Here is a 21,044-nt window from a genome sequence, read left to right as displayed (position 1 = left end):
TGGGTAAGTGTTCATAGATCCGGATCTGTTGACAGGGAACTGACGGTTTTTACTCATGTTGTCAACGGGTTGCAAACAGCGATAAAACGGTTCAAAAATCGATATCCTTGGGGTCGCGGCCGAGCTTGCGGACCACCGCATAAATCTGTTTGGCCAGGTCAGGATCGGTCTCGATGATGACCTTGATCAATTTACAGGCGTGAATGACCGTGGCATGCGTTTTGCCAAACGCCTTCGCAATTTCAGGAAGCGAGGAGCGGGTCAGTTTTCGGCACAGCACCATGGCCACCTGCCGGGGCATCGCGACGGAGCGTGGGCGGCGCTTGCTGGACATGTCGGTCAGGCGCAGATCGAAGTGTTCGGCGACGATGCGCTGGATTTCATCAAACGAGATATCTTCCTGAGTCTCCTGAGTCAAAACGTCCTTCAGAAGGTTTTGCAGGTTGTCTGGAGTCAGCGGGTGGGGATTGAGCGTGGTGAAGGTGATCGCGCGCAACAGCGCCCCTTCGAGGGTGCGCACATTCGATGTGACGTGCTGGGCGATGAACGTCATGCAGGCGTCGGAAAGAACCACCTTGGAGGCGCTTTGCTTGTAGCGCAGGATGGCCATGCGGGTTTCGAAGTCGGGACATTCCAACTCGGTGACGAGCCCCGATTCGAACCGGGAGACCAGCCGCTGCTCCAGGCCGTCGATTTCCCGCGCCGGTCGGTCGCTGGTCATCACGATCTGCTTGCCTTTCATGTGGAGGTCGTTGAAACAGTGGAAAAACTCCTCCTGGAGACGCTGCTTGCCGACGAGGAACTGGATGTCGTCGACCAGCAGAATGTCGACTTTGCGGTAGCGGTTGCGAAATTCGGTGACCGCGTTTTTCTGGATCGCGTCTATGTACTCATTCAACAACGCCTCCGATGTGACGTAGGCCACGCGCGTCTCGGGATCGTTTTGCACCGCGCGATGACCAATCGCCATGATCAGATGGGTCTTGCCAAGCCCGGTCTGACCATAGATGAACAGGGGGTTGTAGGTGCGCCCCGGAGCCTGCGCGACGGCCGTCGCGGCGGCGTGGGCGAAACTGTTCGACGGCCCGATTACATATTCCTCGAAGGTGAAATGGGGATTGAGATTGGCCGCCAACGTCGGCTGCATGCGCGGCCGTCGCTTCGCCGTCGCAGGGGACTTCAGCGGCGCCGATGTGGGCAGCAGTTCTGCGGCGTCAACACCGCCCGCATCCTCCATGCTCACCACGAAGCGGAACGGCACGGAGTCGCCGCCCGACGCGACCTGCAACGCCGACGCGATCACGTCGCGGTAATTCTCCTCGATCCATGTCTGTTTGAAATCATTGTCGACGCCCAGCAGGAGCGTGTCCCGCTCCAGCCCGAGCGGCCGCAACGTGGCAAACCAGGCCTCATACTGGCTTTTATTGATGATTTGCATGATCTGATCGCATGCTTTGGTCCAAATCGTTGTCGCGTTCATAAGAGTAAGCCTTGAAAAAAAGATGCCGCATGAAGGCACCATGAGACACCAATCCCCGCATCCGGGCAAGAAGAAAAAGTGTTCAAAGCATCAACAGGTTGCCAACACGATATGAACAAGCGGTTATAATGTCATAAGTCTCTATATTTAAACGAATTGAGCGTATAAATAAGGGGCAGAAGAGGAGGTATTGTAAAAGGATTAAAAAGATATGAACAGCGGATGTTAATTTTGGATGAGTACAATCGGTTTCTCACGGAGGATTGCGGGCGGATCGGACAATAATGCTTGCGGTCTGTGCGTTAAGGGTGGTAACGACTCATCGGGCCTGACGCGGCTGCGGCCGTGATGGAACACGAACGATCACAAGGGGGAGGTATGACGATGAAGAACTGCGGGCGGGCGTGGCTTTTTTGCGTGGCGGCAGTTGCCGCGTGTGTCTCGTGTGCGCAGGATCGGGCGCTTCCCGATGGCCGTCCGGATGTTTCGGCTGCGGCGGGCGTGGCGCGGCCTTCGCGGACCGGGGAGGAGGTGGACCGCACGTTGCGCGTGCTGCAGGTGCTCTCCCATCCCGAAACCGCGCGGGAGCTCAACGTGACGGACGAGCAGAAAGAGGGGCTGAAAATAAGAATGAGCGCGCTGAGGGAGCGGCAGTCCGTGGTTGACAAAGCGCTCTGGGGCGCCGCCGTGGAGCAGATGGCGCTGGCGGCAAAAGTCATGGCCGACAAACAGGCGCCGACGAATGCGTTGATGGATCTGGTGGAAAAAATCGGCAGCTTGCGCACCGAACAGGCTAAGATCCAGACGGAGAAAATGCTGGCGATTCGCGACACGCTGAGCGTCGAACAGATCCGTGGGGCCAATGAGATCCTGCAGAAGTATCCCGAGAGGATCCGTGAACGGATCGCCAACGCACGCCGCGCGGCGGGCACGCGCGGCGCAGGCCCCGGAGGTATTTCGAAAGGTGCGCCGACCCCGCCGCAGCGTCCGGAAGGCTGGGAGGAGTAGGCGCCCGCGTTTCAAAGCGGAAGGCTACTGGTGCTTGACCGTCAGAACCGCGCAGGGCGCCTTGCGCACCACCCGTTCGGCGACGCTCCCGATCATCAGGTGGACCAGTCCGCTGCGGCCGTGGGTGCCCATGACGATCATGTCCGCGTGCAGTTCCTCGGCCGCGCGGATGATTTCGAGGTACGGCACGCCGTTTGTGACCAGGCAGGAGACCCGAGTGACCCCTTTCTCGGCCAGATCCCCGGCCGTCCGGGTCAGGCGCTCGCGGCAGGCATCGGCAATATCAGCCAGGTCGGCCTGCCGCATCGGCGGCATCAGCGCGTCGCCCGGCAGGGGCACCAGAATGGGCGCCACCACGTGCAGCAGCGTCAGGTGCGCCTCAAGTTTCTGCGTCAGCAGGGCCGCGTAGCGCATGGCATAGTCTGAGCAGTCCGAGAAATCCACCGGACACAGAATCTGTTTGCATGTGATTGTGTTCATTCCACGCCTCCTGTTTGAGTTGCGGCGGCGACTTGCCTCCCGCCCTTACCGTGGATCATAACGCGATTCTGCTGCCCAAGGCAAGCGATTTTCAGAGCAGCGTCAACTGTCGCGTGAACACCCCTTCCATCCAGGCCGGAACCGAAGGCATCTGTATTTCCAGCATCTCCTTGGGCTCAATCTTGTGCAACCCGCCACCGTAGGCCCGCCCGGCCTGCATGACGCAAGGGCCGGGGATGGATGTCAGCATGTTCAGAAAATCCAACACGCGTTCCCGGTCTCCTCCCAATGCACGATTCAATTCCGGTGTCGGATACAGATTGAGAAACACGTTTGTAACAAGCGCGGTTGAGAAATTGACAAAAAACCTGATCGGGCACGCACGGCTCTCGCTGGACCGGCCCATATACGAGGCGATAAACAAGGCCGGAGAGCGTTTCTCCTGAAAATACCAGATTTCGCGCGATGCGCAGAGTGCGCGTCCGGCAATTCCCTTGGCCACGCCTTCCTCCAGATAGGCCCAGAGGCCTGGGTGATTGCGGCGAACTTCGTCGGGCGACGCGGTACAGTCCAGCAGGTATTTGAGATCGCGTATAACTGGAGTTCCATCGGAATTGGCCTCGATCACCACATCGTGCACGAAGCGCGGACTCGGCAGGATGGGTTTGAGATACAGGACCGGTATCTCATACCTGTCAATCGTCGCCTGATCGATCAGAAAATAATCGTTTGCCCCTGTTGCGATGCCTCTGCGAACAGACAGCATGTCTTTGATCCGAATGTCAGGTGAACGGGATACGATGGGAGCAAAATGGGGCATGGTCCACTTGTTGAGGCTTTGCAGGTGGTCAAACATCAGGGATTTCTTCTCTCGGGCGTTCCGATAACTGCCGCCGTATGTCATTTCGCACGTGGCGTCGCCAGATGGGGGGGTTTGCGATAGGTCACAATGCAGGATGATACAAGCGCGTCGTCAAATTGAACCTCGTCCGGATTGAAGTGGTGAATAGACAGGAGCGTGACCCGGGTCGTCAAGTAGTCCCTGAGCACTTTTCCGTAATTGACGTAAAGAAATTCAGCAGGCAACAGCCATGACGCCACGGCGCCTTCAGCCAGAAGCGCGTCAGCCATAAGCACAAAATACACGTATAATCCCGAAAGCCCGCTCGGCTGCACATGAAGGCGCGAAGCAATCAAAGACTGAAGCCTGATCTTGTAATCGGGACGAAGATGGTGGTGGCGAACGTATGGTGGATTCGTGCACAAAAAATTGAACCTTCCATGATTACGTTCATCCTCAGCAAAGGCAATAAAGTCATCGTTGACATAGTTCAGGCCATCAACCGCCCATAGCGTGTTCGCAAAATGGCCGTAAGCGTCGTCGATCTCGCAACCGACAGCGGATAAAATACGGCTTCTATCCGCGATCCGGATCAGGGCGCTGAAAAACACGCCCGTGCCGACGGACGGTTCAAGAAAGGTCAGCGGTGAATGGCCTGGCAGATAGCTTAACGCTTGTGCGACCATTTGCAATGCAAGCGGGTAGGGCGTCGAGTACTGACCCTGTTTGTTACGGTCCTCGGCGCTTTTCAGGGAATCCGCATGCTCCTGGGCGATCAAGCGCTCTTCTTCGCGCGGCGCTCTCATTCCAACCGTGTAAGCACTTTTATCTTCTTGCAAGCCGTCCGCTTTATTTTTTGATTTCGTCCGATGAGGTTTGTCTGAGTTAATCGGCATGCGTGTGTTTCAGTCCAAAATCGCGTCCAGCCGTTCCCTGAGCGCGGCGACGGTGAGTCGTTCCTGCTTCATCGTGTCGCGGTCGCGGAGGGTGACGGTGCCGTCTTCCAGAGTTTGGAAGTCGACGGTGACGCAGAAGGGCGTCCCGGCCTCGTCCATGCGGCGGTAGCGGCGGCCGATCGCCCCCGATTCGTCCCAGAAGCAATTCCAGCGCCGCTGGAGCCCGCCGAAGATCTCCCGAGCCTTGCCATAAAGCTCGGGCTTGTTCTTCACCAGCGGGAAGACGGCGACTTTGATCGGGGCGATGTTCGGCGCGAAGCGCAGGACGATGCGCACCTCGGACTTACCCTTTTCATCCGTCACCGTTTCTTCGGCGTAGGCGTTGCACAGCAGGGCGAGGGCCATGCGGTCGACGCCCGACGAAGGCTCGATCACGTGGGGGATATATTTGCCCTCGAAGAGCCGGGCGACGAAGGCGCGGGCGTCGTCGGCGCTCTTGCCGCGGGCCGTCCAGTCGGCGACGACCTTTTCGGTGAAGGCGGACTTGGCGGCGGCGTCGAGTTTGTTCGCCGCGAGCTTGAGGGCTTCGTCGAAGACCTCCATCGACTTGCCGCTGTGCTTCTGGTGCTGCGTGAGGTCGAAGTCGGAGCGGGCCGCTATCCCCTCCAACTCCTGCGTGCCGAACGGGAAGGCGTATTCGATATCGACGCAGGCCCGGGCGTAGTGGGCCAGCTCGTCGGGCTTCTGCCAATATTCGACGAACGAGTCGGCGGGGAGCCCCGCCGCGATGATCCACGCCTTGCGCTGCTCGACCCAATATTTGTGCCAGACCTCCCAGCCCCACGCCTCGGAGATCGTGGAGAGGTCGGGGGTGTCGGCGAGGGTGATGACCCGGCCGCAGAGCAGCTCGACGGCCTCGTCGGGCTTGATGAAAAATTCCAGTTCCATCTGCTCGAACTCGCGGGAGCGGAAGGTGTAATTGCGCGGGGTCACCTCGTTGCGGAACGCCTTCCCCATCTGGGCGATGCCGAAGGGAACCGTCTGCCGGGCCGTGGCGTAGACGTTGGGAAACTGGGCGAAGATCGCCTGGGCGGTTTCGGGGCGGAGGTAGGCGACGTTAGCCGGATCCTCGACGGGGCCGACGATGGTCTTGAACATCAGGTTGAACGGGCGCGGCTCGGTCAGGGAGCCGCCGCAATGGGGGCAGGCGCGCGTCGGCGCGTCGGCGTCGGCGGGCGTGGCCAGCAGGGTGTAGAGCGCGCGGGGCGAGGCGACCGAGGCGAGGCCGGCGGTGAGGCGCGGGATGCAGGCGTCGGGGGCCTTGACGGCGGCGAGATTGGGGGCCACACCCTTGCCGCGGCCTTTGATCCAGGCCACGACGCGGCCGACGTCGGGCGCGCCGCCGGCGCAGAGTTCGGCCATGGCGGCGCCGGTGGCGCCGTCGGTGAAGATGTCCCAGGCCTGGTCTGAGCGGAGGAGTTTCTTGCAGTCGTGACACATGCTCATCGGATCAGAGAAGGTGTCGAGATGACCCGAGGCCTTCCAGATCGCCGGGTGCATGATGATGGTCGCCTCGAGCCCGACCACGTCCTCGCGCAGGCGGACGGTCTGGCGCCACCACGACTCCTTGATGTTGCGCTTCAGTTCGCATCCGAGCGGACCGTAGTCCCAGAAGCCGCTGATGCCTTCGTAAATTTCGGAACTTTGGAAGATGAATCCCCGGCGTTTGCACAGGGAGGCGATGGTTTCCAGTTTATTCGGTTCGGTGTTCTGCATAATCAGTCCCAGTCGGTGACGTTTTCCACAGGGCGACAAGCCGCGCCAGAAACGAGTGGCATGACTATAGAACGTTTGAGGGGATGTGTCCACCCAAACCCGGATGGCGATCACGCCGTGTTGCGGCCGAGGTGATCCCAGATGCGAATGTTATGAAGGGTGGTGAAGTGGCGGTCATACGTGATCAGCTCGGCGGCATGCTCGATCACGGATGCGGCGATCCAGATGTCGTTCTCCGGAATGGGTGTTCCTTTTCTTTTCAGTCCGTCCTTCAATTTTCCGTAGAGGTGTGCGGTTTCATGACCGGCCGGAACTTCACGAACACCAGGCTTGTCCAGAAAGCGCTGAAGTATGGCGACATTCTCGGCATAGCGCAAGCCGCCACAGAACCCCGCCTCCAGTTCACCCACAACAAAAAGCGGCAACAGGATTTCCGTGGCGGATTCAAGCGCGGCACGCACGGCAGGGTCGCCCGATAATAAAGCCGAATAAGCATTGGTATCGAGCATTACCCGCTTCATGACCAACCCTCCGGATCAACCTGGCGTTCGGTGGAGGCATTGAATTCAGCGGCCTCTTCCCGCGTCCAAAGCCCCGAGAACTCAGCAAAACCGTGCGGTTGAGCGGAGGTCAAACCCGATAGTCCAAGAGCCTTCCGCAACAGGCGCTTCACCAACTGATTGAGGCTCAAACCTTCTTCCGCAGCTTGTTTCTGGATCAGACGACGGACATCAGGGTCAAGATTATGAATCGTAATTGAATACATGCCATCACCCTCCAGGAATGACTTGGTGCATGATGAACCGAATTGAACCGGACTGTATCAAACGGATCGTCGGAAAACAAGTTCAAATAATGGACCCCTTACGGCACTACGGCACCGGATCATTTTCTGATGCGGCGGCGGCGGAATGCGCTATAATGACAAACCGTAACTGCTCAGAATGCAGAAAAGCTGTCTTCTGGATACCCGCGTAGGTGCGACGGCAAACTTATGAATCGCAGGACACAAATGGATTTCACAGAGGGATGGGAGCCGGTGGGCGCCTATCGCGCATGCTTGGAGGCGCCCTTCCGCACGGAGGAGATGCGGCGATCGTTGGCCGAGCTGGCGGCGGGCCGGGATGCGGATTGGGTGCGCCGTGGACGTCTGTTCACGTTCCAGGCGGCGGGAAAGCCGGGCGCGCGCGGACACCACTTTCTGATTCAGGGGTTTCCGGCCACCGGCGGTTTTGTTCCGTCTGTTTCACCGGCGCGCGGTGGGGGCGCCCAGGCTGTGCGCGCGGTGGAGTCGGCCCGGCGGCTGCTGGGGCGCGCCGTTCAGTCGCCCCGGCCGATTGCGTGTCTGGTTCGTCCCGATGGAGTGCGGCGCTGGGAGGGGCTGGCGGTGTTCCAGATGCACGCCGGCCTCTGTCCGTTGCAGGAGTGGCTCGCGCATCTGCTGGCGGAGCAGAACGATTTTGGCTGCGTCCGCGAGTGGGTGCGCGCGGTTGGCGCGGCGATCCACGATCTGCACGAGGCGGGCGTGTTTCACGGTAATCTCGACCGGTGGAGCGTGTGGGTGGACACCCGGCGTGCGCCCCGCGAAGGCGTTTGCTTTAGCGGGCTGGAGCGGTGTGTGATCGGATCGGCGCCGGGGCCTTGGGCACGCCTGCGCGACTGGGCCGCACTCGATCTGCCGCCCCGGCTGATGGCGGAGGCGCGGGCGGCGGTTCCGGGAAAAGCGCCGTCGCCGTGGGGGATGCGCGGCCTGCGGGCGCAACGGCGCGCCATCGGCGCGGTGCGGCGTCTGTGCGGGGTGCCGTCGCCGCCGCCGGTGGACACCGCTGCGGCATTTCTCTGGGATGCGGCGCGCGAGGAGGCGGTGGACCTCGAACGCCAGGACGCGTCTTCCGTGACGCCGCCGATCGGCTGGATGCCCGTGCGGCTCCGAGTATCGTGGGGGGGCGACGACGCGGTGTTTGCCGAGCCGGTGACGCTGCCGCATCGGCTGGCGGTTGGGGTGCCTGCGATTTCCGAGCCGCAGGGGTTGGCGGCCTTGGGCGAGCCGGGCATTCGCGATGTTTGGGTTCGTCTGTGTTGCCACGACGCGGACGAACAGCGGGCGGCTGCGCTGGCCTCGGTCCAGAAATGGTTGAAAGAGGGCTATTGCGTATCGGTTCTGCTGGTGCAAGATCGACGGGCGGTCCAGGATCCGGAGCGGTGGGTGACCTTTGTCATGCGTGCCTTGGAGCCGGTCGGCTGGCAGGTGCGGCGGGCGGTGTACGGGTTTGCCCCGGATGAGACGGCGTGGGGGTTTCGGTCGGCAGCGGAGTACCGGCGTTTTCTGGAGCCGCTGCAGAAGGTGCGTGACGTTTTTCCTGGAGTTGTTTTCTCCGGGCCGGCGTGTGCGGTGGGCAATGCTCGGTTTCTGTCACACACGACCCATGCGCTGGCCCGTGTCGGCGGATGGGAGTCCTGTGTCTGCCGGACGCGCGCGGCGTGGCTGGAATCGGCGGCGGTCAGCGATGCGGCGTGGCTGAAGCAGCTGGCCCGGTTCTGTCGCGCGGCCCGGGGCGGGGCGAACGCGCAGACACGGCCGATTCTGATCGTGGAGCCGGCCGCCGACGGCGGGGAGGATCGAACAGGCGATGCCGAAGCGTGCGAACTTCGGCTCGCGCGATACATGAGACGGACGATACTGGCCGTCTGTTCGGGGCTGATCGAGCAGGTCGTCCTGATGCAGCCGGCTGATTCCGGCGATCTGCCCCAACAGGCGGCACAACAGGAGGCTTGGCGGGTGTTCATGCTCCGCGTGGGTGCCGGCGGCCAATTTGTGCGGCGGGAGCCGATTGCGGGCGGCGGATTGGTCTGGCTTTTGCGGTTCGAAGATTCCGCCGGGAGGCCGGTGTGGCTGGGATGGAACGAGGGCGGTCCGCAGATCGTGACCGCTGCGGTCGTCGCCGTGCGCGCCTGCGATCTGCTGGGCCGCACGGCGCCGCTCCTTCCCGCGCCGCGGCTGCGGCTGACCGACCTGCCGATTTACTTCGAATAAAGGGGGCGGCATGCCCGCACAAACCATTGCGGCTTTGGCGACGGCAGCGGGACCGGCGGGTGTGGCTGTCATTCGGATTTCCGGGCCTGAGGCGTTCACCGTGGCCGACCGGGTCGCACGGTGCGCGGGACATCCGCCGTCGCAGCGGCCGGCCGGGACGTTCTTTCACGCCACATTTGCCACTGGCGCGGCGGGGGAGGCACTGGACGACGGGCTCGTGCTGATCTTCCGGGCGCCCCGCAGCTATACCGGCGAGGACACCGTCGAGCTGCAGGGGCATGGCGGCCCGGTGGTCGCGCGCCAGGTCCTGCAAGCCGTGTTTCACGCAGGCGCACACCCGGCGGGCCCCGGCGAGTTCACCCGGCGGGCTTTTCTCAATGGCCGCCTCGACCTGACGCAGGCCGAGGCGGTGCTCGATGTGATCCAGGCCCAGACCGGGCGGGCGGCGCGGGCCGCAAGGGAACAAGCTGCGGGCGGGTTGCGGCGTCGCGTCGAGGCGCTTTACGCGCGTCTGACCGCCGTGTGCGCCGACATCGAGACGCTGCTTGACTTCGAGGAAGGGGCGATGCCCCCCCGGTTTTTGGATGCCGCGCGAACCGAACTCGGCGCGGTCGTCACCGAGGCTCAGGGGCTGCTCGCGACGTGGGGCGAAGGACATGTGCTGCGCGACGGGGCGCTGACGGTGATCGCGGGCCGGGTCAATGCCGGCAAGTCGTCGCTGCTGAATGCGCTGCTGGGTCGGGCGCGCGCGATTGTTTCCGAATCCCCCGGAACGACGCGCGACACGATCGAGGAGGGGTATAACCTCAAGGGTATTCCGCTGCGGCTGGCCGACACCGCCGGCATACGCGACGCCGCGTGCGCTGTGGAACGCGAAGGAATCGCCCGGGCCCGGCAGTTGACCGAGGCGGCCGACTGGGTCATCTATGTCGTGGACGGGACGACGCCTCCCAATGAGACCGATCGGGAAGCGATCGCCGCCCTACCGGTTGAGCGGATGATTGTTGCGGTCAACAAGGCCGACCGTCCCGACTGTGCCGACAATGCGGCGCTGGCCGCCGCCCTCAACCTGCCCGCTGCCGTCGCCATGCCCCGCTGTTCGGCACTCACCCCCGACGGGGCGAGATCGGTTGTCGAGGTGCTGCAAGCCAAGCTGGAGGCCAGCGCGGGAACACACGAGGCGGTCGCGATCAGCCAGCGGCACGCCGTGGAGTTGACGACCGCAAATGCCGCCATCCGGCGCGCGATCAGCCTCCTCAATCACCCGGAAGGATTGGTCCTCGCCGCGACTCCCTTGCGCGAAGCGGCGGAAGCGCTGGGGCGGATTACCGGAAGAATCTTCAGCGACGATCTGTTGGATACGGTGTTCGCGCGTTTCTGTGTCGGTAAGTGATTGAGAATCAGCACTTAGAATCCAATGATGGGCTGTTGATAAGCAGTCAGTAACCAGTAGACATCAATCCCGTCAACAGGCCTGAATGCAGCAAGGCAGATCATCACATGTATTCGTAATATACTATAAAGCAATAACTTATGACAATAGTTGATCGCCGTGCTATCGCTCTATAAGGAGCGAATCAGACCGGCGGACCGTGTGATCGAGTTGTGCATAACTCTCCAAAAATCAGAATTATACGGGCTGGACGAACGGCCGACGACGCGCTACCATATCCGGCCATGAAAAGCATCGGGGTGATTAGCGGAGACAGGTGGGATGTGATTGTCATCGGCGGCGGACATGCCGGATCCGAGGCGGCGCTCGCCGCGGCTCGGATGAGCTGCCGGACCCTGCTGATCACCGCCCACCGTGATGCGATGGGTCGGATGCCCTGCAACCCCGCTATCGGCGGTCTCGCCAAATCCCATCTGATCTATGAGTTGGATGCGCTGGGAGGCGAGATGGGGTTCACTGCGGACTGCACCGGCATCCAGTTCCGTGTCCTCAATGCGAGCCGCGGTCCAGCCGTGCGGGCCACGCGGGTTCAATGCGACAAAGCCGCCTACGCGGCGCGCATGCGGGCGGTCATCGAATCCACGCCCAATCTCCAGGTGATCGAGGATGAGGTCACCGCGCTCGTTTTCTCTGACAGGGAATCGGCAGGTCGGCTGACTGGTGTCGAGACAGCGGCGAACGGGCGCATCACGGGAACGTGCGTCGTGTTAACCACGGGAACAGCGCTTGGAGGTACAATCCATATCGGACGCGAGGTGACGCTGGGCGGAGGAGATGGGCGCGACGCCGCCCATGCCCTCTCTCAAAGCCTGCGCGATGCCGGATATGAACGGATTCGCCTGAAAACCGGTACACCCCCGCGCCTGGATCCGGCATCTATTGATTTTTGGAAGACGCAGGAACAAGCAGGCGATGCGCCGCCACCCCTCTTTTCATGGCAGGGTGCGCGAATGCTGGCAGCACACACCGAATGTTCCACGTGGAACAGGGCGCCAGAGCCGCCGATATCGAGTGTCCATTCGTCTCGCGCGATCCTGCCACGGGACAGCGTTTTGACGGGTTCCGGGCAGGTTTCCTGCTGGCTGACCCACACCACAGCCTCCTGTCATCAGGTCATTCAGGATAATCTCGCGCTCAGCGCGCTGTATGGAGGGGGCATTCGTGGGACAGGCGTTCGGTATTGCCCCTCGCTGGAAGACAAGATTGTCAAATTTGGCGATAAAGAGAGCCATCATGTGTTTCTGGAGCCAGAGGGACGTGGGAAGACAGCATGGATTTACCCGAACGGGATATCCAACAGCCTTCCGCGCGAGGTCCAGGAGCGGTTTGTTCGGATGATACCCGGTCTGGAGCGGGCCCGGTTTCTCGCTTATGCCTACGCGATCGAGTATGACGCCATCGACGCGCGCGATCTGTCGCACGCGCTGGAGTCCAAAAGGCATGCGGGCTTGTTCTTTGCGGGGCAAATCAACGGCACGACCGGTTATGAGGAAGCAGCCGCGCAGGGTTTTGTTGCCGGGGTCAATGCGGCGCTGCGTGTCCGGGAGGAGAATCCGCTGCTGCTCAGCCGCCAGGAGTCGTACATCGGCGTGATGATAGACGATCTGGTGACAAAGGGAACGAACGAGCCGTATCGTATGTTCACGTCGCGCGCGGAGCGGCGGTTGCTGTTGCGGCAGGACAACGCGCGTTTTCGGATGCTCGCCCATGCCCAGCGACTGGGACTGGCTGATCCGGTTTTCCGTGAGGAGACGGAGCAGTATGCTCGGCTGATCGCGGCGGAATGCGTGCGGCTCGATACGATTCATTTCTCCGATGGGGCCGCCGCTTCCCGGCATTTGGCTCGCCCCGGACAGCGGTATTCGGATCTTCCGTGTGCAAACGGCGCATATCCGCCGGTTGTCGTCGATCAGGTGGAGCTAGAAATCAAGTATCGCGGGTATATCGAGCAAGAACGGCGGCAGGCAGACCGGGCGTTGCGCATGGAAGCGGATGTAATCCCTCCGTGGGTTGACTATTGGCGTATCCACGCGCTCGGGTATGAGTGCCGGGAGAAGCTGAGCCGGGTGCGACCCGAGAATCTTGGGCAAGCCGGACGCGTTCCCGGTGTGACGCCAGCCGATTTGGCAGTTCTGAGTGTGGTAATAAAGAAAGGATATAGAGATTAGTTATGCGACGCTAATGCGCTGAACACTGGAGCGTCGTCTGTCGTGCCACGAGAAGCGGCGAATCTCGGGCAGTTCGAGTCCAGGAGCGGCGTGCGCCAGTGCGACGGGTAGTTTTGACACTGTCCCGGTTTGACCGCTTGGATGTGGCATCGGTTGTCGTCTTGTAGAAACACGCAGGCGCCATCAGCCTGCTCGATCAGAGACAGTCCGCGGCGGTCGGCTGTCAGGCGCGTGTAGCGTGCGTGAAAATGCTCCACCGTTATGGTCAGGGCTGCGGCGATGGCCTCGGGTTCGCCCGGCCGCAGTCGGACGTACCCCGGTGCCCGGCAGCAGTTGCCGCATTGCCGACACCCCTCTGTTTCAATGGCGTCCATACGCACGGGTGTTGTCGTCTGCGGTAAATGGCTTGAGCACGCGTTCCAACGTCTCTGGCCCCTGGAGATACGCGAGCAGGACGCCATAGTTGGTGATGGGCACGCCCACGGTTTCCAGGTCGCGCAGACGGGCCTGGAGCTTCTGGGCGCTGATCATGCAGCCCCCGCAGTGGATGATCAATGTGTACTGCGCCAACTGTGTGTTGTTCTGAAACGCGCGGCCAAAGTTGTGTTCGATCATGACGCCCGGGTAGCGTTTCGCAAACTGGTTCGGGATTTGCACCGTGCCGATATCTTCGCCAATCCGTGAATGATTGCACGCCTCCACGATGAGGACTTTGTCCCCGGGTTTCAGGGTCTCCAGCGCTTTCACCCCGGCGGCAAACGTGTGGAGCCTGCCACGGCTGAAATAATTGATCATCACAATCGAAAAAGTGGTTAATCCGATGTCCGGCGGACACCAGTCTTTCATGATATCCATGGCTTGCGAGTCGGTAATCATCGCTTTCGGGCGCTTCTGGAAGTTATTCAGAAAGCGCTGAAACCGCGATTTCTCTTCTTCCGCCTGTTCGCGCGTGCTGCGGGCTTTGCCTAAATCCAGACGAAACGAGACCGGATAGGCCCAGTGGCGGGTGATCGACTCCTCGACCATGGCCTGGGGCCGCAAGTAACGGCCCGGCGGCGTCTCGACATCCATCGGGATGATCAGCACGTAGTATTCGTCTTTCCGTACAAAAGGGAGCAGTTCGGTGGTGTCTTGCTTGGGGACATAATTCGTGAGAATAAAATCAAGGAGCCCGGCGCGGTATTTGACATTGTTTGCTTCGATGTGAATTTTTTTGTAGAACCGGAGCAGGTCCAGCGCTTCCTCGATCGGCGCCGCAGAGGTCTGCCCAAAGTGATTGTAGACAATCAGAATCTGCTTGTCCAAATCGCGCGCCTTCTCAATGACGTCCCGTTCGGTGCGGATATCCCGGGTCGCCGGGTCAATGACCAGCAGGACCAGGTCGCATGCCTTCAAGTCGTTCAAGGTCTTGTGGCGCTTCTTCTCGCCGAGTCGCCCCGCTTCGTCCAATCCCGCAGTATCAAAGAGTTTTACCGGCCCAATGCCGTGGATCTCCTGCAGGGCGATCTGGGTGTCGGCGGTGGTGCCGGGTGTCGCATCAACGATCGAGGTTTCCTGCTGGGTCAGCAAGTTCATCACCGAGCTCTTGCCCGAGTTCATCTTGCCGAAAATCCCGATATGATCCCGCTCCACGAGGACAGACATGGGGGAAATTCTACGCCTCGCTCGGCGAAGTGTCAAGGGATCGGCAGGGATGCCATCTAGCGGCGGCTGACAATGGAGCTGGCTCGCTGGAAGAACCAGGCGAGCGTGTCGTGCTCGACTTCCGGCGGGATCGAATGGTCGGAATGGACGATGTACCCGCTGCCGGCTTTCAGGACCGGGATGATTGTGCGGTTGAGCTCGTCCTCGATCCGAGCCCGATCATTGCTGGCGATGACGCAGATATCGATGCCGCCGCAGAAGCTAATCTGGTCGCCGAACGTGGCGGCCAGTCGCGGCACATCCATGCCGGCTTTGACTTCCATCGCCTGCAGGCAGTCCATGCCGGCCCTGATCAGACCCGGCACCAAGGGCTCCACAAAGCCGCAGGAATGCACGAGCACCTTCATGCCCCGGGCATGCGCGTGATCAAAAAGCAGTTTATGACCGGGCTCGACCAACTCCTGATACATGGCGGGAGACATGAACGGCTTGTCCTTAAAACCCATGTCCTCGTAGTACCACATGAAATCCGGCGTGCCTTCCTCGGCAAACAGCACCTCCTGATGCATGATCGTCATGCGGGCAAAAGTCATCACCATGTCCAGGACCCACTCCGGATCGAGCGCCATGCCCATCAGCATGTATTCATGACCGCAGACAGGATGCATCTGTTCGAAGGGCGCCAGGCCGGACCAGCAGAACGCCCGCCCTTCCGCGGCGGCCCGCTTCTTCTGATCGCGGTACCTCTCGAACGGAATGCGCCGCCGGTCCACCTGGAGCAGGTTCGGCTTGATCACGTCTTCCCAGGCCGGGCGTTCCTTGACCGTGAAGTCCACATGTTCCGGCGTGCCGGATTTCGCCTTAAACCACCGCAGCGTCGCGCCATTGCCGTTGATGACCAGCTTGGTGTCTTCCGTCTCCTCCAGTATCTGATCGTGGAAATCCAGGTCGGCCGTACTGTTCAGCCATCCGCCGCCACGCCAACTCATGTCGAAGTGATCGACGCTGTCCTCATCCGGTTTCATTTTGCCCTGGGCAATGTATTTCTTGTGTGTCTCGCCCCACAACCCGTCGCCATAGGCCAAGGCATCCACCGGTTTGCGATGCAACGTGTTCAGTGTCCGTTCTTTGTGTGTCATCGTCATGGTTGTTCTGCTTCCTTCGTTATGCGCCTTCAGCTTTTCGGGGTCGGTACGAAGTTTCCACCCCGGCACTGCTTGAGGTGGTTCAGCGCATGCACCTGTCCGGTCATTTCCAGATCACTCCGATACACCGGATCATGCCAGCCTTCGATGTCTATCGACCCCTTGAACCCGCTACGGCGCAAGTCGGAAATGATGTCGGTCCAGTTGCTGTCGCCGAAGCCCGGTGTGCGATGGAAGGCGAACTGTTTGTTGCCAAACACGCCGTTTGCCCGTACCACGTCCCAGTGAATGGTGGCGTCCTTGCCGTGCACGTGGAAGATCCGACCTGCCCACTCGCGCAGTTGCGGCATCGGGTCAATCAGGCAGACCATCTGATGGCAAGGCTCCCACTCCAGCCCCAGGTTGGTTGCCGGTACGGCGTCGAACATCATGCTCCAGGCGTCCGGATTGTGTGCGATGTTCCAGTCGCCGCTCGCCCACGTGCCGCCCATGCTGCAGTTTTCAAAGGCCAACCGGACGCCCTTATCCGCCGCGCGCCGGGCCAATTCCCCAAAAACCTGCTTGAAGCGCGGAATGGAATCCGGGATCGAGCGGCCGCGAATCCGGCCCGTAAATCCGGCCACAACGTCCGTGCCGAACAGATGCGCGTGGTTGATCAGCGCCGTCCATCCCTTGCGGGTCTCTTTGTCCTTCTCGTCGTTTTCCAGCGGATTGCCGAACATGGCCAGCGAACTGATCACCACGTCCCGGTCGCCGATGACCTCCTTCACGTCCCGAGCGAGCCGCTTCAAGTCGGTGTCGCCGAGCGTCTGCCAGAAGGTCAGCGAGAGGCTCTCAAAGCCGTGCGGCAGGATCTGGCGGATATACTCCCCGGCATTCGCCCCCCCTTGACGAGCGTTCCAATGCGGATGTCCTTGTGATTCGTGTAGTGGGTCATGTGCGTCTCTTCCTTTCCAACCCGGGTTCACCACTTAACCGTGACCTCGCGGCCCTTCTCCGCGCTTTCGATCGCGCCGAAGACCATGGCCAGACTCTTGATGTTGTCGCTGGAAGCTGTTTCGGGTGTACGGCCCTCGCGCAAACACTTCACGAAGTCAGCGATCACACCGCCGTGTCCGATAGGACCGGAGGCGTCTGCAAAAGGCTCCGCCTCCACATCCTCCAGCGCAATGCCGAGACCCGTTTTGATACTCGCATCCCGCACCTTCTGTGCCCGGAGGTCCCGATAGCCGTCCCAACGGAAACTGCCCTGTGTGCCGACGCCGTGCCAGATGCATTCCCACGAGGTGTTCATGCCTTCCGAGCACCAACTTCCGCGGTAGGTGTAGACCAGACCATTGCTCATCGTGAACACCGCCACGGCGGATGCGTCGTGATTGTACCAGGACCCGGCCGGATTCCACTCCTTGCAGTACACCGACACAGGGTCCGCACCGCACAGCAGTCGCGCCGCATCGAACGTGTGAATGGCCATGTCGAGCAGGAGCACATGCCGCATCTCATCCCGGAAGCCGCCGAAATGCGCGCCGATGTAAAAGTCGCAGTTCAGCGTGGTCAGCGCGCCCAGCCGCTCCGAGGCGATCAACGTCCGCGCAATCCGGATCTCCGGGAGGTAGCGGCGGTTTTGCATGACCGCATGCGTCCGCCCCGCCTTTGCCGCCGCGCGGACCATGCGCCGCGCATTCACCATCGAGTCCGCCAGCGGCTTCTCGCCCAGCACATGGCAGCCCTGCCTGAAGGCTTCGACGGCCACGTCGGCATGCGCCTCGGGGACCGTGCAATCGAACACGATGTCCGGCTTGGTCTTCTTCAGCACCTGCCGCAGATCCGTCCCGACCACAGCCGATTCCAGATGGAATTGTGCCGCCCGCTTGCGGGCGCTCTCCTCAATCCGGTCAACCAGGCCCACGATCTGAAGGTCGGGCATGGACGCCATCGGCGTGAGCCACGCGGCGCTGATGCCGCCGCAACCGACCAAAACAACGCGAAAGGGACTGTGCATAGGTTGCGGTCCTTATTTCTTTTCGAAGGCGGCATCAAAGGCCACGCAGGATGGCGCAAAATCCAGACGCTTGACAAACTGGCAGGCTTCGCGCGCCCCGTGCTCACGATTCATGCCGCTATCCTCCCATTCCACAGAGAGCGGACCGGTGTAACCGATGGCATTCAGCGCGCGGATGATCCGCTCAAAATCCACGTTGCCGCGGCCCAACGACCTGAAATCCCAAAATCGCCGGGAATCGCCGAAGGTCAGATGCCCGCCGAACACGCCGGACAACCCCGGCGTCTGGCGCCACGCCACGTCTTTCATGTGCACGTGGAAGATGCGGTCTCGGAACCGCTCGATGAACGCCACGTAGTCCACGCCTTGATAGCCGAGGTGGCTCGGGTCGTAGTTGAACCCGAAGGCTGGATGCCCATCCACCGCCTCGATGGCCCGCTCCGCGGAAACAATGTCAAAGGCGATCTCCGTGGGATGGACCTCCAGCGCAAACCGGATCCCGAGCTTCTGGTACTCGTCCAGGATCGGCTTCCATCGCTTGCCAAAGTCCTTGTAGCCCGCATCAATCATCGCCGGGGAGACTGGCGGGAAGGCGTAGAGCAGCGGCCAGATCGAACTGCCGGTAAAACCGTTGACCACGCTTACGCCCAGGAGTTTCGCGACTTTGGCGGTCTTGATCACCTCTTTTGCCGCGCGCCGACGCACACCTTCGGCATCGCCATCGCCCCAGATGTGCGGCGGGAGAATGGTCTTGTGCCGCTCGTCAATCCGATCGCAGACCGCTTGGCTCACGAGGTGCGTGCTGATCGAGAACAGCTTGAGTCCGTACTGTTCCAAGAGCGCGCGCTTCTTTCGGCAATACGCGGCATCCGCTTTTTCGACCTCGAAATGGTCGCCCCAGCAGGCCAGCTCGAGGCCATCGTAGCCGAAAGATGCGGCCTTCTCGCAGAGCTGCTGTAACGTCACATCCGCCCACTGTCCCGTGAATAAAGTAACCGGTCTGGCCATGGCCGCATCCTCCTGTTTGTAGCCGGGCTTACAGCGCCGGCATTTTTGTCCATTTCTGTTTGCTTATCGCACTCTTCACGACCGTCTCGATGAAGGCCATGCCGCGGACGCCATCCTCGACGGTTGGGAAATCCAGCGCCGCAGCCGGCACCCGCTTTCCGGCCTGCGCCAGCGCGACGGCCGAAGCGAAGCTGCGATAGAGGTTGGCAAAGGCCTCGATGTAGCCTTCTGGATGCCCGGCTGGCAGGCGTGTGGCCTTGAGCGCGGCGGCCGAGAGGTAGCCATAGCCGCCGCCCGTGCGCAGGATTTGCCGCGGCCGGTCCGGCCACTTGAGGAGCAGCGTGTTGGGCTCCTCCTGATGCCATTCGATGCCGCCTTTCTCGCCGTAGACGCGGATGGCCAGCGCGTTCTCGTCGTTGATCGAAATCTGGCTGGCGCTGAGAATGCCGCGGGCGCCGCCCGTGAACCGGAGCAGCACGCTGCCATCGTCATCCAACTTCCGCCCCTTGACGAAGGTCGTCAGATCGGCGCAGACCGACTCGATCCGCAGCCCCGTGATGTACTCCGCCAGGTTCTCCGCGTGCGTGCCGATGTCGCCGATGCAGCAACTGGCCCCGGCGCGTTTGGGATCGGTCCGCCAGTCGGCCTGCTTCTGGCCGGTGGACTCCAACAGTGACGCCAGCCACCCCTGCGGGTATTCGGCCACGATCTTGCGGATTTTTCCCAATTGTCCCGAGCGCACGATCTCGCGGGCCTCCCTGACCATCGGGTAGCCAGTGTAGTTGTGCGTCAGAGCGAAAATCAAGCCGCTCTTGCGGACTAGGGCCGCCAGAGCGCGGGCCTCCTGGAGCGTGAACGCGAGTGGCTTGTCGCAGATCACATGAAAGCCGTGCTCCAGCGCCAGCTTCGCCACGGGAACGTGCATGTGATTCGGCGTGACGATCGCGACGCACGCCATCCGCTCGTCGGCTGGGATCGCCTGCTCGCGTGCAAACATCTCCGCATAGGAATCATAGACGCGGTCGCCCGGCAGGAAGAGATCCGCGCCCGACGCCCGGGACTTGGCCGGATCGGCGCTGAAGGCACCGCAGACCAGCTCGATCTGCCCATCCAACTGCGCGGCCATGCGATGCACCGCGCCGATAAACGCGCCCCGTCCGCCGCCAACCATCCCCATCCGTATCTTGCGCTTGGTCATACCACCCTCGCTTACCGGTACTTCGGTTTCATGGCCTTGCCGGCCTTGGCGCTCCGGCAGGCCAGATCAATGATATGAATCGGCCGCCGCGACCACTCCGGCGTAATCACCAGCTTGGAACCCTTGACCAGATGATCCGCGATGTTCTGATAGAACTGGTATCCTTGCGACGGCGGGCTGGGAAACTGCGTCGTGATCCGCTTGTCGCCATCCAGCGTCGTGATCTCGGAGGTCTGCCAGTTCGGTGCCAGAGTCCCTTGGGTGCCGACCACCTTGAACCACGGCTCGTGGGGGCGGGCGTCCAGCGATGTGATCTGGATGGTCGCCCAGGCTCCGCTGGTGAACCGGATCACAATCTGTCCATCGTCCTCAATGGTGTCTTTTTTCCAGCGGGTCTGGCTGGCCCAGACGCCGGACCAGGTGAAGCCGCTGACCTCGGCGATATCGGAATCCACCATCTGCAAAATGTATTCGCAGAGGTGCACGCCCCAGTCGTACAGGATGCCGCCGGAGATGGACTTGCTGGAGCGCCACCAGTCGCGCGGCTTGGCCAAACGCCCCATCTCCATCTCAATGCGCACCACGTCGCCAATCGCGCCCGCGCGAATTTGCTCCATAGCGCCGAGAATGATGCCGTCCCAGTGCCGGTTGTGGTAGGTGGAGAGCACAACCTTCGCGCGCTTGGCCGCCGCGATCATCGCGTCGCACTCCGCCGTGGTCACAGCCATCGGCTTTTCGGCCACCACATGCCGGCCGGCCTTCAAACACTTCATCGCCAGCGGCGCATGCGTGTTGTGCGGTGTGATCAAGGTCACGAGATTCACGGACGACTTGCGCAGCATCTCCTCGACCGTCCGGTAGGTCTCGATCCCGGGGAAATCCTTCGCCGCCACGGCCAGACGCTCCGGGTC

Annotated in this window: 18 protein-coding genes and 1 pseudogene; 4 read left to right on the top strand and 15 right to left on the bottom strand. The window is 61.5% G+C overall.

All coding sequences use genetic code 11. The features are described 5' to 3' along the window. Positions 1–91: 91 nt before the first annotated feature. A complete protein-coding gene (gene dnaA / locus FJ222_03060) occupies positions 92–1,522 on the bottom strand; it encodes a chromosomal replication initiator protein DnaA (protein MBM4163407.1) in 1,431 nt (476 codons plus the stop codon). 336 nt (positions 1,523–1,858) lie between these two features. On the opposite strand from dnaA, the gene FJ222_03055 reads away from it, so the two are divergent. Next, positions 1,859–2,488 (top strand): hypothetical protein, encoded by a 630-nt coding sequence (locus FJ222_03055; GenBank protein MBM4163406.1) that lies wholly within the window; start codon positions 1,859–1,861, stop codon positions 2,486–2,488. 24 nt (positions 2,489–2,512) lie between these two features. Here the strand turns inward: FJ222_03055 and FJ222_03050 are convergent, their stop codons facing one another. From FJ222_03050 to FJ222_03025, 6 genes are all read right to left on the bottom strand, one after another. Continuing rightward, positions 2,513–2,968, bottom strand: a complete 456-nt coding sequence (locus tag FJ222_03050) for a universal stress protein (GenBank protein MBM4163405.1) — start codon at positions 2,966–2,968, stop codon at positions 2,513–2,515. A 91-nt stretch (positions 2,969–3,059) separates the two neighbouring features. Continuing rightward, complete coding sequence (locus tag FJ222_03045; protein ID MBM4163404.1) at positions 3,060–3,824, bottom strand: hypothetical protein; 765 nt, start codon at positions 3,822–3,824, stop codon at positions 3,060–3,062. A 44-nt stretch (positions 3,825–3,868) separates the two neighbouring features. Next, positions 3,869–4,705 carry a hypothetical protein gene (locus FJ222_03040; protein ID MBM4163403.1) on the bottom strand — a complete coding sequence of 279 codons (837 nt, stop codon included), beginning with the start codon at positions 4,703–4,705 and terminating at the stop codon, positions 3,869–3,871. Between the two features lie 9 nt (positions 4,706–4,714). Continuing rightward, the gene (locus FJ222_03035) at positions 4,715–6,481 is read right to left on the bottom strand and encodes a glycine--tRNA ligase (protein ID MBM4163402.1); all 1,767 of its coding nucleotides are present in this window, start codon (positions 6,479–6,481) and stop codon (positions 4,715–4,717) included. Positions 6,482–6,591: 110 nt separating this feature from the next. Next, entirely contained in the window at positions 6,592–7,002 is a 411-nt protein-coding gene (locus tag FJ222_03030; GenBank protein MBM4163401.1) for a type II toxin-antitoxin system VapC family toxin, read from the bottom strand. Beyond that, positions 6,999–7,247: a hypothetical protein gene (locus FJ222_03025; GenBank protein MBM4163400.1), complete on the bottom strand. Its 249-nt coding sequence runs from the start codon at positions 7,245–7,247 to the stop codon at positions 6,999–7,001. The genes FJ222_03030 and FJ222_03025 overlap by 4 nt, the downstream gene beginning before the upstream one ends. A 228-nt stretch (positions 7,248–7,475) precedes the next feature. Here FJ222_03025 and FJ222_03020 point away from each other — a divergent pair, with 228 nt between their 5' ends. The 3 genes from FJ222_03020 to mnmG all read left to right on the top strand — a co-directional run bounded on the left by FJ222_03020 (position 7,476) and on the right by mnmG (position 13,136). Further along, positions 7,476–9,515 carry a hypothetical protein gene (locus FJ222_03020; GenBank protein MBM4163399.1) on the top strand — a complete coding sequence of 680 codons (2,040 nt, stop codon included), beginning with the start codon at positions 7,476–7,478 and terminating at the stop codon, positions 9,513–9,515. A gap of 10 nt (positions 9,516–9,525) precedes the next feature. Then, positions 9,526–10,908 (top strand): tRNA uridine-5-carboxymethylaminomethyl(34) synthesis GTPase MnmE, encoded by a 1,383-nt coding sequence (mnmE, locus tag FJ222_03015; GenBank protein MBM4163398.1) that lies wholly within the window; start codon positions 9,526–9,528, stop codon positions 10,906–10,908. A 299-nt stretch (positions 10,909–11,207) separates the two neighbouring features. After that, complete coding sequence (mnmG, locus tag FJ222_03010) at positions 11,208–13,136, top strand: tRNA uridine-5-carboxymethylaminomethyl(34) synthesis enzyme MnmG (protein MBM4163397.1); 1,929 nt, start codon at positions 11,208–11,210, stop codon at positions 13,134–13,136. Here mnmG and FJ222_03005 read toward each other — a convergent pair. From FJ222_03005 to FJ222_02970, 8 genes and pseudogenes are all read right to left on the bottom strand, one after another. After that, entirely contained in the window at positions 13,133–13,510 is a 378-nt protein-coding gene (locus FJ222_03005; GenBank protein MBM4163396.1) for a YkgJ family cysteine cluster protein, read from the bottom strand. The genes mnmG and FJ222_03005 overlap by 4 nt on opposite strands. Then, positions 13,497–14,780, bottom strand: a complete 1,284-nt coding sequence (locus FJ222_03000; GenBank protein MBM4163395.1) for a GTP-binding protein — start codon at positions 14,778–14,780, stop codon at positions 13,497–13,499. Before FJ222_03000 ends, FJ222_03005 begins: the two co-directional genes overlap by 14 nt. Positions 14,781–14,836: 56 nt before the next feature. Further along, positions 14,837–15,925, bottom strand: coding sequence for a hypothetical protein (locus FJ222_02995; protein MBM4163394.1), 1,089 nt, complete (start codon positions 15,923–15,925; stop codon positions 14,837–14,839). A gap of 29 nt (positions 15,926–15,954) precedes the next feature. Then, positions 15,955–16,862, bottom strand: a pseudogene (locus FJ222_02990) (sugar phosphate isomerase/epimerase). A 27-nt stretch (positions 16,863–16,889) separates the two neighbouring features. Then, positions 16,890–17,927, bottom strand: a complete 1,038-nt coding sequence (locus tag FJ222_02985; GenBank protein MBM4163393.1) for a Gfo/Idh/MocA family oxidoreductase — start codon at positions 17,925–17,927, stop codon at positions 16,890–16,892. Positions 17,928–17,939: 12 nt separating this feature from the next. Beyond that, positions 17,940–18,935 carry a sugar phosphate isomerase/epimerase gene (locus FJ222_02980; protein MBM4163392.1) on the bottom strand — a complete coding sequence of 332 codons (996 nt, stop codon included), beginning with the start codon at positions 18,933–18,935 and terminating at the stop codon, positions 17,940–17,942. Positions 18,936–18,963: 28 nt separating this feature from the next. Next, positions 18,964–20,106 carry a Gfo/Idh/MocA family oxidoreductase gene (locus FJ222_02975; protein ID MBM4163391.1) on the bottom strand — a complete coding sequence of 381 codons (1,143 nt, stop codon included), beginning with the start codon at positions 20,104–20,106 and terminating at the stop codon, positions 18,964–18,966. A 38-nt stretch (positions 20,107–20,144) separates the two neighbouring features. After that, on the bottom strand, positions 20,145–21,044 hold a 900-nt coding region (locus FJ222_02970; GenBank protein ID MBM4163390.1), incomplete at its 5' end, for a Gfo/Idh/MocA family oxidoreductase.

The sequence above is a fragment of the Lentisphaerota bacterium genome, assembly GCA_016873675.1.
Taxonomy (GTDB): domain Bacteria; phylum Verrucomicrobiota; class Kiritimatiellia; order RFP12; family JAAYNR01; genus VGWG01.
Note: the sequence above shows the minus strand (reverse complement) of the source record. Positions and strands in the feature narration are given on the sequence as shown.